Below are 14355 nucleotides of genomic sequence, written 5' to 3' on the forward strand. Positions count from 1 at the left end.
CTGAATTTTGCTTGCCGAACTATACCGATCAGACGCCAAGATAAGTGTGGAGCTTGTCCATATTGGCCTGCAGTTCCGAATTCGCGAACCCGTCGATGACCTTGCCGTGCTCGACGATGTAGTAGCGATCCGCGACCGTCGCGGCGAAGCGGAAATTCTGCTCGACCAGCAGGATGGTGAAACCTTCCGACTTGAGCCGCGCGATGGTGTGTCCGATCTGCTGGATGATAACGGGTGCCAGACCTTCGGTCGGCTCGTCCAGCATCAGGAACCGCGCACCGGTACGCAGGATTCTGGCGATCGCGAGCATCTGCTGCTCACCGCCCGAAAGCTTGGTGCCCTGGCTGTTGAGCCGCTCCTTCAGATTCGGAAACAGCTCGAAGATCTGATCGAGCGACAGGCCGCCGGGGCGCACGATCGGCGGCAGCAGCAGGTTTTCGCGCACGTCGAGGCTCGCGAAAATGCCGCGCTCCTCCGGGCAGAAAGCGACGCCCATCCGCGCGATCTTGTCGGACGCGGCGCGGGTAATGTCCTGATCGTTGAAGCGGATCGAACCGGTGCGCTTGCCGATGATCCCCATCACCGATTTCAGCGTGGTGGTCTTGCCGGCACCGTTGCGTCCGAGCAGCGTCACCACCTCGCCGGCATTCACATTGAAGTTGATGCCGTGAAGGATGTGGGATTCGCCGTACCAGGCCTCCAGGTTCTGAACCGAGAGAACCGGCGTGCCGGTCGTCTTTGCAGGGGCTTCCGCCATCTTTACCTCAGCCATGACCGGCCCCCAGATAGGCTTCCTTGACGCGCTCGTCCTTGGACAGATCGGCATAGTTGCCTTCCGCCAGCACCTGACCGCGCGTCAGTACCGTGATGATATCGGAAAGGTTCGCCACCACGGAGAGATTATGCTCGACCATCAGGATCGTGTGTTTCGCCGAGATGCTCTTGATGAGCGCCGCGATCTTGTCGATGTCCTCGTGGCCCATGCCGGCCATCGGTTCGTCGAGCAACATCATCTCCGGATCGAGCGCCAGCGTCGTTGCGATTTCGAGCGCGCGCTTGCGCCCATAGGGCATCTCGACCGCCGGTGTCGTGGCGAATTCGCTCAGGCCGACGTCGTTCAACAGCTCATGGGCACGATTGTTGAAGCGATCGAGCACGCTCTTGGAGCGCCAGAAATCGAATGAAGAACCATGCTGGCGCTGTAGCGCGACCCGAACATTCTCCAGCGCCGTGAGGTGCGGAAACACCGCCGAAATCTGGAACGAGCGCACCAGCCCGAGGCGGGCCACATCGGCCGGCGCCATCGCAGTGATGTCCTGCCCCTTGTACAGAATCTGGCCCGCCGAGGGCTTCAGAAACTTGGTCAGGAGATTGAAGCATGTCGTCTTGCCGGCGCCGTTCGGCCCGATCAACGCATGAATACTGCCGCGACGCACCTTGAGAGCAACGTCACGAACAGCGAAGAAACCCGCGAATTCCTTGGTCAATCCGTGGGTTTCGAGAATGATCTCATCGGCCAAACAAACTTCCCCCATCAGCCCGCTGCGAAGTCCCCTCGCGCGCGGCCAATTTTTCCCTTGTCGGGCAGGCTCTCCCGGACGCCTTGGAAACCGTCCCGGACCTGCCGCCTCCGGGCGGAATATGCCGTCAACGGCACGGATTAGGCAAGGCGGAAAGCTTGGCTAGGCCAAAGCATTAGTGCCGGTTCCAAATCCGCCCTTAGTCGAATTGCACGGCCTGCGCGAATGGCAGGGGGCCGGAGCGTTTTTCCGCCGTACCCGTGCACCGGAAAGCCGCCGTTAACGGTGTTTTGCTGCAATCGGGCCGTTTCATAGAATATTACCGCCCGGGGCAGATCATCTCGCGATTTAGTCAGGCAGGGATCGCGGCCGTGGATTTTGCAAGCGCCGACCCATCAATCGTCAAATCGATCAAGCAGCGCGATTTGCTGAACACCTGGCTGCGGCTTTTTGCCCGAGATCAGGCCGTGCCGCGCATGAACGAATTTCAACCGGCGCGGATCGAGGATGAACTTCCCGACCTTGTTTTTCTGGATGTCGATACCGGCGCTCAGCCGCCGCGCCTGGTGATCCAGAGCGACGGCACGCGGATGTCGAGCGCGTATGGCAATACCGGCAAGGGCCGCTATCTGGACGAGTATCTTGGCGCAAGGCTCGCACCGATCGTGATGCCGGTCTATTACGAATGCATCGCCCGCCGCCTGCCCGCCTACACCATCGCCAATATCGATGACATCTACGGGCGAATCGTTGCCTATGAGCGGCTGCTGCTGCCGTTCTCTGACGACGGCAACGTCACCCGCATCATCGCATCGCTAAAGACCATCAGCGAGGATGGCGGTTTCGAGATCAGGAATCTGATGCGCGGAAGCGACAAGCTGCCGGTGCCCAAGCTTCGCACCATCATCGACCGCGATCTTTTCCATCGCGCGCCCGGCCGCATTCCGTCCGGCGACGTGCTCGAATTCGGCTAGGGCAATGGAATTCGCAAGTGCCGATCCTTCGGTCGTGAGGTCGATCAAGCAGCGCGAGCTCCTGAATGCGTGGCTGAGCGCCGCAACCAGGCACCGGCCTCTTCCCCTCGTCGATGATTTCAATCCGAACCGCGTCGGCGACGAACTGCCCGACATGATGGGATTTGACGTCGAAGGCGACGGCGACGGCGCGCGCTTCCTGATTACCCAGGCAGGCGCCAGATTAAGCGCCACTTACGGCAGCGACCATCTCAGCCCGGCTCAGCGCATCAATCGCTATCTTGACGACGCGCTCGGGCCTGAACGGTATGCCCGCGTGATTGCCCTGTATCGCGCTTGCCTGAAGCACAGGCGGCCGGCCTATTCGATTTCAACGGTGCAGGACGCCGACAACAAGGACGTGTCCTACGAGCGGCTGCTGATGCCGTTCGGCCGGGGCGATGCGGTCGAACAGATCGTGGGCTCCTACAAGAGCATCAGCATCGAGGGCGGCTTCAAGATCAACAACCTGATGGGCCTCCGGCCCAGAGCCGTTCCTGTGATCCTGGTCCGGGCCATCATCGATCGTGATTTCGTGCCGAGCACCGCGAGCCGGCAGCTGTCCGACGACGTCATCGAACTGGGCTAGGCCTCTAACTCGACTAAGCCTTGCGCTTGCCCTTCGACACCACTTCCTTGGCGTATATATCCGGCTTGAAGCCAACCAGCAATTTGCCGCCGAGATCGAGCACGGGCCGCTTGATCATCGACGGCTGCGCCAGCATCAGCGCCAGCGCCTTGCGCTCGTTCAGCCCTTCTTTGTCGCTATCCGGCAGTTTGCGGAAGGTCGTGCCGGCGCGGTTGAGCAGGGTTTCCCAGCCGAGTTCATCGGACCATTGCTTGAGCTTGTCCTTGGCGATTCCCGCGGTCTTGTAGTCGTGGAAGTCGTAGGCGGCGCCTTGGCTGTCGAGCCAGGCCCGGGCCTTCTTCATGGTGTCGCAGTTCTTGATGCCGTAGATGGTGATGGGCATTTCAATGCATTCCAGATTTGGCGCCATGTTGGCGGAGCGTCCGCAGGTTTTTATACAATGCAGATCAGCGAATCCATCATAGACTGACGTGTCACCCGCAGGTGAGGCCCCGCATGGAATTCACCCTTTTGTTTCTGGCAGCAAGCATCGTGATGCTGGTTGCCTGGCGCGGTTCTCGGGCCCTTGCGCTCGGCCTTTACGCCGCCGCCATGATCGCCTGCGTCGCAACCTATCTGCATCACGCAACCGATACGTTGAAACTGTCGTTCTGAGCCGCGCATGACCCAGACCCGCGCCATCACCCTGAATGCGCTCAGCCTCTACGCCGTCGCGCTGGTGTTGGCGGCGGCGTTCGCGGCGCAGCTCCTGCTGCACGAACTGCCCTGCCCGCTCTGCCTGCTGCAGCGCATCCTGTTTGCGATGCTGGCCATCGGCCCGATCCTGAACATCCGTTTCGGCCCGCGTCCCAGCCATTATGCGTTGTCGCTATTGGCAGCGGTTGCCGGCGCGGTCGCCTCGACGCGGCAGGTGCTGCTGCACATCATGCCGGGAGATCCGGGCTATGGTTCGGCCTTGCTCGGCTATCACTATTACACCTGGGCCCTGATCGGCTTCATCGCTGCCATCGTTCTGCTCGCGGCGGCGCTGCTGTTCGACCGTCAGTTCGAAGATGATGGCGCTGCATTGCCGCCGACCGGCGGCCTGTTTGCGCAGGCCGCCGTCTGGCTCGTGATCGGGCTGACAGGTCTCAATGTGGTTTCGACCCTCCTTGAATGCGGTTTCGGCGCCTGCGCCGACAATCCGACCGTCTACGAACTGCTCAAGCGCTTCTCCTAAGGCCGCTTCGGAATATTCAGGCCGCGCTCCACGGCAGGCCGCGCGAGGCCGCGCTCCAGCCATGCCGGCACGTGTCTAAAACTATCGAACGCGACGAGTTCACGCGCACCATAGAAACCGATCAGGTTGCGCACCCAGCCGAGCATCGAAATATCGGCAATGGTATATTCATCGTCCATCACCCACTGCCGGTCATTGAGGTGCATCTCCAGCACCCCGAGCAGGCGCTTGGACTCGGCGACATAGCGCTCGAGCGGCCGCTTATCGGCAAATTCCTTGCCAGCGAATTTATGGAAGAAGCCGACCTGGCCGAACATCGGTCCGATCCCGCCCATCTGGAAGTGCACCCATTGAATGGTCTGCCAGCGGCGCGCGGCGTCCGCCGGCAGCAGCTTGCCGGTCTTCTCGGCGAGGTATTGCAGGATCGCGCCGGACTCGAACAGACCAAGCGGCTTGCCGCCGGGTCCATCGGGATCGAGAATCGCGGGTATCTTGCCGTTCGGATTCAGCGACAGGAATTCCGGCGTCTTCTGGTCGTCCTTGTTGAAGTCGACCAGATGCACTTCGTAAGGCAGCCCGATCTCTTCCAGCATGATCGAGATCTTGACGCCATTCGGCGTCGGGAGCGAATAAAGCTGAAGTTTTTCGGGATGTTTGGCGGGCCAGCGTTTTGTGATGGGAAAGCCGGAAAGGTCGGACATTGACACTCGTTCTTTGCTTGGTTGTTGTCAGGCGGGTAATGTACGAACCTTGCCGCGCTTAACAAGGGTTGGCGCCACCAATGACTGATCATCCGTCGCCGCCGAAGCTGGGCATGACAGACGCGGAGCTCGCGGTTCATCCGACTGTGTTCGCGGCGGATGCTCTCAAAAGTCAGGTCGTGCTGGTGTCGGGCGGCGCCGGCGGCATCGGGCGAGCGATCGCCTGGCTGTTTGCGCGGCTCGGCGCGCATGTCGCCGTGGTCGGGCGCGATCAGGGCAAGCTCGATGCGCTGGTGGCCGAAATGGCCGGACGCGGCCTGAAAGCATCGGCCCACACCGCCGACATCAGGGAGCCCGACGCAGTCGACGCCCTGTTCGACGCCGTCTGGGACGCCCATGGAAGGCTCGATATTCTCGTCAACAGCGCCGGCGGGCAGTTTCCGCAAGCCGCGATCGACTTTTCCGTGAAGGGCTGGAACACGGTCATCAACACCAACCTAAACGGCACCTGGTACATGATGCAGGCCGCCGCGCAACGCTGGCGTGACCGCAAGCATCCCGGCAGCATCGTCAATATCGTGGTGGTGACGACACACGGGCTCTACGGCATCGCGCATTCGGTCGCGGCGCGAGCCGGCGTGATCGGGCTGTCGCGCGCCGTCGCCGTCGAATGGGCGCCGCTGAACATCCGCGTCAATTGCGTGGCGCCCGGCGCGATCGAAACCGAGGGCTGGAACGTCTACACGCCGGAAGCCCGCGCCGCCTATCCGCGCTCGAACCCGATGATGCGCGCGGGGTCGCCCTGGGACATCGCGGAAGCCAGCGTCTACCTCGCCGCCCCATCCGGCAAATTCGTCACCGGCGAAACGCTGACGGTCGACGGCGGCGGTCAGCTCTGGGGTGAGACCTGGACCACCGGCAAGCCGGACTATTTCGGCGGCGACAGGTGATGTGCTAGTCGATCCCGCATGCCCCGCTATCGCCTCGCCATTTTCGATTTCGACGGCACGCTCGCCGACTCGCTTCCCTGGTTTCGAACCGTTTTTCACGACCTGATCACGAAGTTCGACCTCGCGCCCGTCAGCGCCGAGGAACTGGAGGGATTGCGCGGACGCTCGGGCCGCGAAATCATCGCCCGCCTCAACATGCCGATGTGGAAGCTTCCAGCCATCTCGCGCGACATACGGAGGCGCAAGCTTGCGGCCGCAAACCAGATATCGCTGTTCAACGGCGCCTCGCAACTGCTGGCCGACCTGCAGAGCCTCGGCATCCACACCGCGATCGTCAGCTCCGACAGCGAAGCATCGGTACGCCAGGTCCTCGGTCCTTCCGCGGCGCTGATCGAGCGCTTCGACTGCGGCGCCTCGCTCTTCGGCAAGCATCACAAATTCAAGCGCGTTGCGCGGCAGCTCGGAACAAGTGCTTCCGAAGTCCTCTGCATTGGCGACGAACTCCGCGATATCGAAGCCGCCAAGACCGCCGGGATGGATTCAGGCGCGGTGGCGTGGGGCTACGCCCTGCCCGCCGCGCTGCAGGCCGCCGGGCCGACGCATTTCTTCCAAACGTTCGAAGAGATCAAACAAGGGCTCACGATCGCCTGATTGAACCGTCACGCCTTTTTCTGCAGCACCGTCACATGCAGGCGGCGGCGGATTTCCATTCCCTGCCGCCGATACAGCGCGATGGCGGATTCATTGCTGGTAAACACATGCAGAAACGGAATTTCTCCCCGTGCCACAATCTGACTGGCCACTGCACCGAGCAACGCCTGCGCGTAGCCGCGGCCGCGATACGAGGGATGTACGCAGACGGCGGTCATCTCGGTGTAATTGCCGGGCTTCATGCGCTCGCCGGTCATCGCGACGAGCTGGCCATCGACCCGGATGCCGAGAAACGTTCCCAGTTCATGGGTTCGCGTACTGAAGGGACCGGGTTTTGTCAGCTCGACCAGCGCGATCATCTCGGGCACATCGGCGGCGCCGAGCGTGACGATGTCCACGCCGGGAAGCGAACTTTGCGCTGGTGTGCCGACCATCTGCTCTCCGGTCTCGGCAAGCAGGGTTTTGAAGTCATCCGGCACGCTGACCGCTTCTGACGTAAACAGCACAGCGATCTCGGTTCCGGACATCAACGCGCCAAGGGCTGCAAAGCTTTCGGGTGACATGTCCACCATGTCAGCGAATGGCGCGATCGTGAGCGGAAAGCGCCGCGCCACGGCACCGCCCTCCGCCAGCGCCTGCTGCCGGGTCGTTAGAGCGCTCCAGATGGGCTGATCGAGCGGATGGGTCATGGTTTTGCTGGCGCAAGTCCGCTCAAAGCACGCAGCCATAATGCGCCGACGACACCAGCCGGATATATTTGTCGTGCACCGAGCCGCGCCGCACCCGTGCCGCGTCAGGCGCGCGCCAGTCGGCCATGCGCCGGGCGATCTCCTCGGGCGACACGTCGAGGGTGACGGTGCGAGCGCCGGGATCGATCACGATGATATCGCCGTCGCGGACCGCCGCGATCGGCCCACCACGCGCCGCTTCCGGCGAGACATGGCCGATCAGGATGCCGTGCGAGACGCCGGAGAAGCGCCCGTCGGTGATGAGCGCGACATCCTCACCGAGGCCCTGCCCCTGCAACTGGATCGTCAGCATTACCATTTCGGGCATGCCCGGCCCGCCGACCGGACCGACATTGCGCACCACGATCACATTGCCGGCCACGATCTCGCCGGCGCGGATCGCAGCCATCGTGGCAGCCTCGGACTCGAACACGCGGGCCGTGCCGCGAAATTGTCCGTTGTCGAGCGTCTTGCCCGACAGCTTGAGCAGGCAGCTTTCGGGCGCGAGATTACCCTTCAGGACACTGATATGGTTGTTCGGTGGCGCGACCGGATTGGACACCGGGGAAACAATTTCCTGCGGGCCGATCTGCTCCAGTGTCGGCACATCAGCGAGGTTTTCCGCCAGCGTCTTGCCGGTCACGGTCATGACGTCGCCATGCAGCAGGCCGTTGCGCAGCAGTTCCTTCATCACGACAGGCACGCCGCCGATCGCATGCAGGCTTCCCATCGCGAACGGTCCGTGCGGCTGCAGATTGGCCAGCAGCGGCACCCGCTCGCCGACCTGCTGGATGCGTTCGATCCCAACCGGCACCTGCGCCTCGCGCGCGACCGCGAGCAGGTGGAGATACATGTTGGTCGAACCGCCCATCGCGTAGACGGTCGTGATCGCGTTCTCGAAGGCACGCTCGGTCATGATGTCGCGCGGCCGGATGCCGGCCTCGATCAGCCGGTACAGCGCGTCGACCGAAGCACGGGCCTGCGCGCGGACGTCGGCATGGATATCGCTGCCGGCATGGTAGTCGGCGGGATGCGAGGCGCCGCGCGGCAGCATCATGCCGATCGCTTCCGCTATCGTGCTCATCGTGTTGGCGGTGAACATCGCACCGCAGGTCCCGCTGCCGGGCATCACGTTGCGTTCAATTTCAAGGAACTCTTCCGACGAGATGCGACCGGAATCGTTGGCCGCGCGCGCCTCGGCGTAATCCATCACCGTCAGATTGTTGCCCTTGGCGGCCCACGCCCCGAACGACACCCGGCCCGGCGAACTGGTGCCAGGATAGAGCACGAGACCGAAGGCATTGGTCCGCGCGAGCGGCATCAGGGCGGCAGCTCCTGTTTTGTCGCAGCCGGAGATCACGATCATGGCGTCGCCATGGTGCGCGTAGTGGCCGATCTCGAAGCAATCGGCGACGACGTCACGCGATGCCAGGCTGTAGCCCGCCGTCGGCGTGCCCTGCGTCAGCGCGTCCGACACCGCAGGCGCCCCCACGATCAGCCCCTGCCCGCCTCGTTCGGCGAGAAGTTCGACGAGCAAATCCGTAATGGTACGCACGCGATTGTTGCAGCGATGCGCGTTGGTATAGGCGCTCGCAATCGTCACGACGGCGCTGGTCTTCGCGGCGCGGTCCGGTTCGAAGCCGGCGGCACGCAATTCGACGCGGGCTTTCTTCCAGTAGGTGCTGCTGTCTTCAACCATTATTGTTTATTTGCCCCTTGCATGCTGATCGAACGCGCTGAGCACGGCGAGCGTCAACGCCGTGATGCCGGTCTGGATAGTCGGCTTCGGCACCGGCGCGAACAGCGGTGAATGATTGCCCGCCAGCGGCGTACCGGCCTTGTTTGCCGCCATCCATCGTTCAGGCTCGTAGACGCCGATATTGAACATCATCGACGGCACCCCGGCTCCGGCGAACTCGGAAAAATCCTCGCTTGTCGTGTTCGCCGGCGTCTGCCTCAATTTTTCGCCGAACGCCGCCTTGAGCACTTTCTCGGCGGTCGCGACCACGCCAGGATCGTTGATCACGGCCTTGGTGCCCTCCGCGATATTGATCTCCGGTGGCGGCGCATCCGACATCGCAGCGGCGGCCTTCGCCACCCGTTCGATACCCGCCACTAACTTGTTGCGCACCGCGGGCTTGAAGGTACGAATCGTCCCCAGCAGCGTTGCCTCATCCGGGATGATATTCCCGACCGTGCCGCTATGGATCGACCCAATGGTGACAATTGCGAATTCGGTCGGATCCTTTTCGCGGCTGATCACGCTCTGCACATCGACGATGAAGCGCGCCGCCATCATCACGGGATCGATCGTCAGCTGCGGCATCGCACCGTGACCGCCGCGGCCACGGAACTTGATATAGAGGCCGTCGACAGTGGATGAGCCGACACCGACGCGATAGTTGACATTGCCGTAGGGAACGCCGCCGGCATGCAGGGCAAAGGCGAAATCGGGCTTCTGAAAACGCGTGAACAGGCCGTCATCCAGCATGGCCTTCGCGCCTTGCACGATTTCCTCGGCCGGCTGCGCGATGAACATCAGCGTGCCCTTCCACTGGTCCTTCAGGCCTACCAGTGTCTTGGCCGTTCCGACCCAGTTCGCCATGTGGATGTCGTGGCCGCAGCTATGCGCGACGAACGTCTCCCGGCCGTTCCAGGTGGTCTTTTCGCGGCTCGCATAGTCGAGGCCGGTCTTCTCCTCCATCGGCAGCGCATCGAGCTCGGTGCGCACCAGAATGGTGGGGCCGTCACCGTTCTTGTAGATCGCAACCAGCCCGGTCCTGCCGACCTTCTCGGTGACCTCAAAACCAAGCGCGCGCATCTCGGCGGCGAGTTTTGCCGCGGTCTTTACCTCCTGAAAGGCGAGCTCAGGATGGGCATGGAGGTCCTTGTAGAGCGCATCGAGTTTTGGATAGTCCGCCTCGAACGATTTTTCGATTGCGGCCTTGAGCGCGGGAACGTCCAACTCGGCATGTGCGGGCCAGAGCGGGAGGGCGCAGAGCGCCGCGGACACGAGCAAGGATTTGACAGAGTGCTTCATGGCGGTGACGCTCCCTTGTTTCCCCGGTGTTGTTCTTATCGGCAGCTTGGACGACGGCTTGTTGGGTGTCTAGCCGGTTTTACCGTCGTCAAAGCTCACGATCACGGCAGCGTTGGCGATCAGGATAGGATCGTTGCCCAGATCGGACGGGATCTCGAGCCCGCCCGCGATCGCCTTCACGGTCTTGGTGCCATATGGCAATTCCTTGGCGACCGCCGCGGTATCCACCGCTTCGGGGTTCGGCACGGCGATGGTGACATCGACGTACATATCGTTGGCGGTCTTGCCCAGCATCCGGAAGAAGCCGAGGCTGGAATGGCGGATCGCGTCCGAGACCGCGCGCTTCGCGGCCTTGGTGGCGTCGCGGCCATGAACATCAACGCCCATGCCCATTTCGGTAATACAGCGCACGCGTGCCATCAGGTTTTTGCTTTCGTTGGAGTGCGGGGGATATCAGTCTTGGCGCAGAGTTTCGCGCCATGGCGGTCCGAACGCAAGCGGCCGACCGAAAGCGACCAAGCAATCCGCTCCTTCTTGACGCGGCGGGATGCGCAAACTGATCACTGGCGATCCCTGAGCTTCCGAACAGCCGTCGTCAGACGATCGATTTCGTCCTCCGTATTATAATAGTGAGGCGAGGCGCGCACGATCGAAGGTAATGCGCGCCGCTTCGCGTCGAGCAGCGTGCTCGCAGGGTCCGACGTGCTGACATTGATCCCCGCGCCGGCCAGATGCGTCTTCACCGCATCGGCCCCAAAGCCAGGGACGGAGAATGTCACGATCGCCGCCGGATGCGGTCCGAGGTCATGGATCGTTACATCCGGAATCTGGCCAAGCCCATTGCGCAGCCGGCCGGCCAGGGTCCGACAACGCGCGGCAATCGGCTCGATTCCGATCGCCCGCGCGTAGTCCACCGCGACACCGAGCCCTAATCTTGCGGCGTAGTTGTTCTCCCAGGTCTCGAAACGACGGGCGTCGGCCCGCAGCTGGTAGCGATCGGGCGCCACCCACGGCGCGCCGAAATGGTCGATCATCGGTGGCTCGAGCTTGCCCAGCAGCTCGCGACGCACATAAAGGAATCCGGTCCCGCGCGGACCGCGCAAGAACTTGCGTCCCGTCGCTGAAAGCATGTCGCAGCCAAGCGCCGCGACGTTGACTGGCATCTGTCCGACGGACTGACACGCGTCGAGCAGATAGGGAATCCCGTGCGCCCTTGCGATGCGGCCGACGGCGGCCGCAGGATTCACCAGGCCGCCATTGGTGGGCACCCAGGTGATCGCGATCAGACGCACGCGATCGTCAAGCATCCGCTCCAGCGCTTCCGCATCCAGCACGCCATTTGCGTCATCAGGGATGATCTCGATCACCGCCCCCGTGCGCTTGGCGACCTGCAGAAACGCAACGTAGTTTGCCGCATATTCGGCGCGCGCGGTCAGGATGCGATCGCCCGCGCGCAGTGGCAGGGCGTAAAAGGCCATTTGCCACGCCACAGTGGCATTTTCGGTCAGCGCAATTTCATCCCTGGCGGCGCCGATCAGACCGGCAACACTGTCGTAAACGCCGTCAAGGCGTGCTGCAGCCTCGGCGGCCGTCTCGTAGCCTCCGATCTCGGCCTCTCGCCTGAGGTAGTCTGTCATCACCTGCAGCACCGGCAAGGGCATCAGGCCGGCGCCGGCATTGTTGAGGTGGACACGGCTGACGACACCGGGCGTCTCAGCGCGAAGGCGTTCAAGATCAATGGACATGAGCAATCCGGATTCAGACGAACCGAGGAAGCCTAGCAGACCAGCCCTGCCCCCGGAGGGGTGGATTGGGCATTACGAAAAAAGAAACAGACCCTGTCGGAATCCCGTCCCTCCGTTCGTCCTCCCGATGAGCCCACTCCCTCCATAGCCCCAAGCCTGCCGATTCCCCCCAACCGACAAGGACATCCGTCATGACTTCCATCACGCCGTTCCTCTGGTTCGACAACAACGTCCCCGCGGCCGTTGCGTTCTACAAATCGGTGTTTCCCAATGCCAAGGTCGAGGTGGTCAATGACTTCATGGCGAGTTTCGAACTCGAGGGGCAGAAGTTCAACGCCCTCAATGGCGGCCCCAAGTACAGGTTCAACGAGGCGGTCTCCTTCTTCATCAGCGTCGAGACCCAGGAAGAGGTGGACTATTTCTGGAGCAGGCTGACCGCCGATGGCGGCGAGGAATCGCAATGCGGATGGCTGAAGGACAAATTCGGCCTGTCCTGGCAGGTTGTGCCCACGGCGCTGGGCCGATACCTCGGCGATCCCGATCGCAACAAGGCCGATCGCGCCATGCAGGCCATGATGAAGATGCGAAAGATCGTTATTGCCGATCTGGAAAAGGCATTTGCCGGCTGATCCCTGACACCGCAAGGTGATCAAGGTGACAACGAGCCCGGGCGCGCTAATACGTGCCCGGGCCCATCCATAGATGCGGGCGGGTTGAATGCTGCCGCGGCGGAGGGGGTGTGATATGATATCAGCCGCATATCGGAGGATATCGACCTGCTTACCCGTGCCGACCACCTGACCTCGTTGCCGGAGAACGTGCTGAGCCTGGCGGTCGCGCAGCGCGCGTGGAACGGCGTGAGCGTCGACGTCAGCGAGTATCATTGCGCCGGCCGGGTGGTTCATCCGCTCCGCCACCAGACCGAAACCCGCCTCAGCGTGGTGCTGGAAGAGGTCGGAGGCCACTGCGAACCACGCCTGCGCGAAGATCAGCCCTGCCCGATCGACTATATGCCCCGGCACATGCACTTCGCGCCGGCGGGTCTAGAGATGTGGGGCTACAACGCCGACGCGCGCATTGTGAAAGACGCCACCCTGAGCTTCGACCTTGCGGTATTGGGTGAGCGGCTGGCCACCGGCTTCAACGCCGATGCGAGTACTGCGCCGCGGTTGCGCTTTGCTGACGATCGAATATGGAACCTGGTCAGGCTGCTGTCCGACGCGGTGAACGATCCCGATCCGTCGGCGCAACTCTATGGCGATGGGTTGGTCGCGGCGATCGCGGCGCGGCTGTTCGCCGATCCACCTGCACCGGGCGCGGATGCCAAGGGGTTGGCACCCCACCAGCTTCAGCGCGTCATCGAATATCTTAACGCGCATTTGCCGGGGCGTGTTGAACTTGCGCGTCTGGCAGAGCTGGCGGGCCTGTCGCAGTCGCAGTTCAGCCGGGCGTTCAAGGCTTCGACCGGGATGGCGCCCTACCGCTGGCAGCTCGACGCCCGCATCCGGCGCGCGCAGGCGCTGCTAATCGATACCAGCGCTTCGCTCGACGACGTGGCTGAAGCCACCGGTTTTGCCGACGCGGTACATTTCGGGCGCACGTTCCGGAAACTCACCGGCGCGACACCGGCGGCGTGGCGATACGACCGAAAAAACTGAGCCCATAGCAGTTTTGAACTGCCGGCAGCAGAATCGAACAGTGCCTTTCCCACACGGCAGAATAAATAGTCGCCCGACCGGACAGGCGGGCGAGCTGCCTTGAGTGCGTGACGACACCCGCCTTCCGGAATTTCTCACCCCCGGAACGCAGCAGATGACCGCTCAATCCATCGACTATGACAGCCTGATGCAGGCGAACCTCGCGCGGGTGTTCGGCGAGCGCGACGCCTCGCGCCGGCTCAAAGCCGTCACCGAACTCTATGCCGACAACGCGACATTGTATGAACCACCGGATGCCGCGGCGACCGGCCATGCCGCCATCAGTCAGGCGGTGGAAGCATTGCTGGCGAACCTGCCGCCCAATTTCGTCTTCACTTCGGTTGGTCCCGCTGTCGGTCATCACGGCATGGGACGGCTGCGCTGGCGGTCCGGTCCTCCGGATGGTCCCGCCGCAGTAACCGGAACCGATGTCGCCAAGATCGAAGGCGGCCGAATCCTATCCCTGCACGTCTTTCTCGATCCCACCGGCGCCTGAGCGCCT

18 protein-coding genes are annotated in these 14355 nt (G+C 62.7%); 9 read left to right on the top strand and 9 right to left on the bottom strand.

Features of this window, described 5'->3' with window-relative positions:
- Positions 1 to 28 precede the first annotated feature (28 nt).
- Together JQ600_RS05490 and JQ600_RS05495 are read right to left on the bottom strand one after the other, a co-directional pair.
- Entirely contained in the window at positions 29 to 772 is a 744-nt protein-coding gene (locus JQ600_RS05490; RefSeq protein ID WP_212264842.1) for an ABC transporter ATP-binding protein, read from the bottom strand.
- Entirely contained in the window at positions 765 to 1520 is a 756-nt protein-coding gene (locus tag JQ600_RS05495; RefSeq protein WP_192739607.1) for an ABC transporter ATP-binding protein, read from the bottom strand. Before JQ600_RS05495 ends, JQ600_RS05490 begins: the two co-directional genes overlap by 8 nt.
- A gap of 371 nt (positions 1521 to 1891) precedes the next feature.
- Here JQ600_RS05495 and JQ600_RS05500 point away from each other — a divergent pair, with 371 nt between their 5' ends.
- Both JQ600_RS05500 and JQ600_RS05505 read left to right on the top strand, forming a co-directional pair.
- The gene (locus tag JQ600_RS05500) at positions 1892 to 2494 is read left to right on the top strand and encodes a PAS domain-containing protein (protein ID WP_212388652.1); all 603 of its coding nucleotides are present in this window, start codon (positions 1892 to 1894) and stop codon (positions 2492 to 2494) included.
- A 4-nt stretch (positions 2495 to 2498) separates the two neighbouring features.
- Complete coding sequence (locus tag JQ600_RS05505) at positions 2499 to 3122, top strand: hypothetical protein (protein WP_212388654.1); 624 nt, start codon at positions 2499 to 2501, stop codon at positions 3120 to 3122.
- Between the two features lie 13 nt (positions 3123 to 3135).
- Here JQ600_RS05505 and JQ600_RS05510 read toward each other — a convergent pair whose 3' ends face one another.
- The gene (locus tag JQ600_RS05510; protein WP_212388657.1) at positions 3136 to 3504 is read right to left on the bottom strand and encodes an ArsC family reductase; all 369 of its coding nucleotides are present in this window, start codon (positions 3502 to 3504) and stop codon (positions 3136 to 3138) included.
- A 113-nt stretch (positions 3505 to 3617) separates the two neighbouring features.
- Between JQ600_RS05510 and JQ600_RS05515 the strand changes: the two genes are divergently transcribed.
- Positions 3618 to 3776: a DUF5993 family protein gene (locus JQ600_RS05515; RefSeq protein WP_212207941.1), complete on the top strand. Its 159-nt coding sequence runs from the start codon at positions 3618 to 3620 to the stop codon at positions 3774 to 3776.
- A 7-nt stretch (positions 3777 to 3783) separates the two neighbouring features.
- Positions 3784 to 4341 carry a disulfide bond formation protein B gene (locus tag JQ600_RS05520; RefSeq protein WP_212388659.1) on the top strand — a complete coding sequence of 186 codons (558 nt, stop codon included), beginning with the start codon at positions 3784 to 3786 and terminating at the stop codon, positions 4339 to 4341.
- On the opposite strand, the gene JQ600_RS05525 is transcribed toward JQ600_RS05520, so the two are convergent.
- The gene (locus JQ600_RS05525; RefSeq protein ID WP_212388661.1) at positions 4338 to 5042 is read right to left on the bottom strand and encodes a glutathione S-transferase family protein; all 705 of its coding nucleotides are present in this window, start codon (positions 5040 to 5042) and stop codon (positions 4338 to 4340) included. The genes JQ600_RS05520 and JQ600_RS05525 overlap by 4 nt on opposite strands.
- A 113-nt stretch (positions 5043 to 5155) precedes the next feature.
- Here JQ600_RS05525 and JQ600_RS05530 point away from each other — a divergent pair, with 113 nt between their 5' ends.
- Together JQ600_RS05530 and JQ600_RS05535 are read left to right on the top strand one after the other, a co-directional pair.
- The gene (locus tag JQ600_RS05530) at positions 5156 to 5992 is read left to right on the top strand and encodes an SDR family oxidoreductase (protein WP_249135717.1); all 837 of its coding nucleotides are present in this window, start codon (positions 5156 to 5158) and stop codon (positions 5990 to 5992) included.
- An 18-nt stretch (positions 5993 to 6010) separates the two neighbouring features.
- The gene (locus tag JQ600_RS05535; protein ID WP_212388663.1) at positions 6011 to 6643 is read left to right on the top strand and encodes an HAD hydrolase-like protein; all 633 of its coding nucleotides are present in this window, start codon (positions 6011 to 6013) and stop codon (positions 6641 to 6643) included.
- Between the two features lie 8 nt (positions 6644 to 6651).
- On the opposite strand, the gene JQ600_RS05540 is transcribed toward JQ600_RS05535, so the two are convergent.
- From JQ600_RS05540 to JQ600_RS05560, 5 genes are all read right to left on the bottom strand, one after another.
- Entirely contained in the window at positions 6652 to 7332 is a 681-nt protein-coding gene (locus tag JQ600_RS05540; RefSeq protein ID WP_212388665.1) for a GNAT family N-acetyltransferase, read from the bottom strand.
- Positions 7333 to 7354: 22 nt separating this feature from the next.
- Positions 7355 to 9070: a dihydroxy-acid dehydratase gene (locus tag JQ600_RS05545; protein WP_212264852.1), complete on the bottom strand. Its 1716-nt coding sequence runs from the start codon at positions 9068 to 9070 to the stop codon at positions 7355 to 7357.
- A gap of 6 nt (positions 9071 to 9076) precedes the next feature.
- Positions 9077 to 10411 carry an amidohydrolase gene (locus tag JQ600_RS05550; protein WP_212388667.1) on the bottom strand — a complete coding sequence of 445 codons (1335 nt, stop codon included), beginning with the start codon at positions 10409 to 10411 and terminating at the stop codon, positions 9077 to 9079.
- 69 nt (positions 10412 to 10480) lie between these two features.
- Positions 10481 to 10831, bottom strand: coding sequence for a Lin0512 family protein (locus JQ600_RS05555; RefSeq protein ID WP_192739734.1), 351 nt, complete (start codon positions 10829 to 10831; stop codon positions 10481 to 10483).
- Between the two features lie 140 nt (positions 10832 to 10971).
- Complete coding sequence (locus tag JQ600_RS05560; protein ID WP_212388669.1) at positions 10972 to 12156, bottom strand: aminotransferase class V-fold PLP-dependent enzyme; 1185 nt, start codon at positions 12154 to 12156, stop codon at positions 10972 to 10974.
- Positions 12157 to 12347: 191 nt separating this feature from the next.
- On the opposite strand from JQ600_RS05560, the gene JQ600_RS05565 reads away from it, so the two are divergent.
- From JQ600_RS05565 to JQ600_RS05575, 3 genes are all read left to right on the top strand, one after another.
- A complete protein-coding gene (locus JQ600_RS05565) occupies positions 12348 to 12785 on the top strand; it encodes a VOC family protein (RefSeq protein WP_212388671.1) in 438 nt (145 codons plus the stop codon).
- 189 nt (positions 12786 to 12974) lie between these two features.
- Positions 12975 to 13814 (top strand): helix-turn-helix domain-containing protein, encoded by an 840-nt coding sequence (locus JQ600_RS05570; protein ID WP_312010966.1) that lies wholly within the window; start codon positions 12975 to 12977, stop codon positions 13812 to 13814.
- Between the two features lie 154 nt (positions 13815 to 13968).
- The gene (locus JQ600_RS05575; RefSeq protein ID WP_212388672.1) at positions 13969 to 14349 is read left to right on the top strand and encodes a nuclear transport factor 2 family protein; all 381 of its coding nucleotides are present in this window, start codon (positions 13969 to 13971) and stop codon (positions 14347 to 14349) included.
- Positions 14350 to 14355: the final 6 nt, after the last annotated feature.

The sequence above is a fragment of the Bradyrhizobium sp. AUGA SZCCT0176 genome (genome assembly GCF_018130145.1).
Lineage (GTDB): Bacteria > Pseudomonadota > Alphaproteobacteria > Rhizobiales > Xanthobacteraceae > Bradyrhizobium.

What these genes read in the sequence shown, in the direction of transcription:
- JQ600_RS05540 (WP_212388665.1), bottom strand. Translation starts at nt 7,332, where the DNA reads ATGACCCATCCGCTCGATCAGCCCATCTGGAGCGCTCTAACGACCCGG.
- JQ600_RS05565 (WP_212388671.1), top strand. Translation starts at nt 12,348, where the DNA reads ATGACTTCCATCACGCCGTTCCTCTGGTTCGACAACAACGTCCCCGCG.
- JQ600_RS05555 (WP_192739734.1), bottom strand. Translation starts at nt 10,831, where the DNA reads ATGGCACGCGTGCGCTGTATTACCGAAATGGGCATGGGCGTTGATGTT.
- JQ600_RS05530 (WP_249135717.1), top strand. Translation starts at nt 5,156, where the DNA reads ATGACAGACGCGGAGCTCGCGGTTCATCCGACTGTGTTCGCGGCGGAT.
- JQ600_RS05560 (WP_212388669.1), bottom strand. Translation starts at nt 12,156, where the DNA reads ATGTCCATTGATCTTGAACGCCTTCGCGCTGAGACGCCCGGTGTCGTC.
- JQ600_RS05525 (WP_212388661.1), bottom strand. Translation starts at nt 5,042, where the DNA reads ATGTCCGACCTTTCCGGCTTTCCCATCACAAAACGCTGGCCCGCCAAA.
- JQ600_RS05545 (WP_212264852.1), bottom strand. Translation starts at nt 9,070, where the DNA reads ATGGTTGAAGACAGCAGCACCTACTGGAAGAAAGCCCGCGTCGAATTG.
- JQ600_RS05505 (WP_212388654.1), top strand. Translation starts at nt 2,499, where the DNA reads ATGGAATTCGCAAGTGCCGATCCTTCGGTCGTGAGGTCGATCAAGCAG.
- JQ600_RS05520 (WP_212388659.1), top strand. Translation starts at nt 3,784, where the DNA reads ATGACCCAGACCCGCGCCATCACCCTGAATGCGCTCAGCCTCTACGCC.
- JQ600_RS05535 (WP_212388663.1), top strand. Translation starts at nt 6,011, where the DNA reads ATGCCCCGCTATCGCCTCGCCATTTTCGATTTCGACGGCACGCTCGCC.
- JQ600_RS05490 (WP_212264842.1), bottom strand. Translation starts at nt 772, where the DNA reads ATGGCTGAGGTAAAGATGGCGGAAGCCCCTGCAAAGACGACCGGCACG.
- JQ600_RS05510 (WP_212388657.1), bottom strand. Translation starts at nt 3,504, where the DNA reads ATGCCCATCACCATCTACGGCATCAAGAACTGCGACACCATGAAGAAG.
- JQ600_RS05515 (WP_212207941.1), top strand. Translation starts at nt 3,618, where the DNA reads ATGGAATTCACCCTTTTGTTTCTGGCAGCAAGCATCGTGATGCTGGTT.
- JQ600_RS05575 (WP_212388672.1), top strand. Translation starts at nt 13,969, where the DNA reads ATGACCGCTCAATCCATCGACTATGACAGCCTGATGCAGGCGAACCTC.
- JQ600_RS05550 (WP_212388667.1), bottom strand. Translation starts at nt 10,411, where the DNA reads ATGAAGCACTCTGTCAAATCCTTGCTCGTGTCCGCGGCGCTCTGCGCC.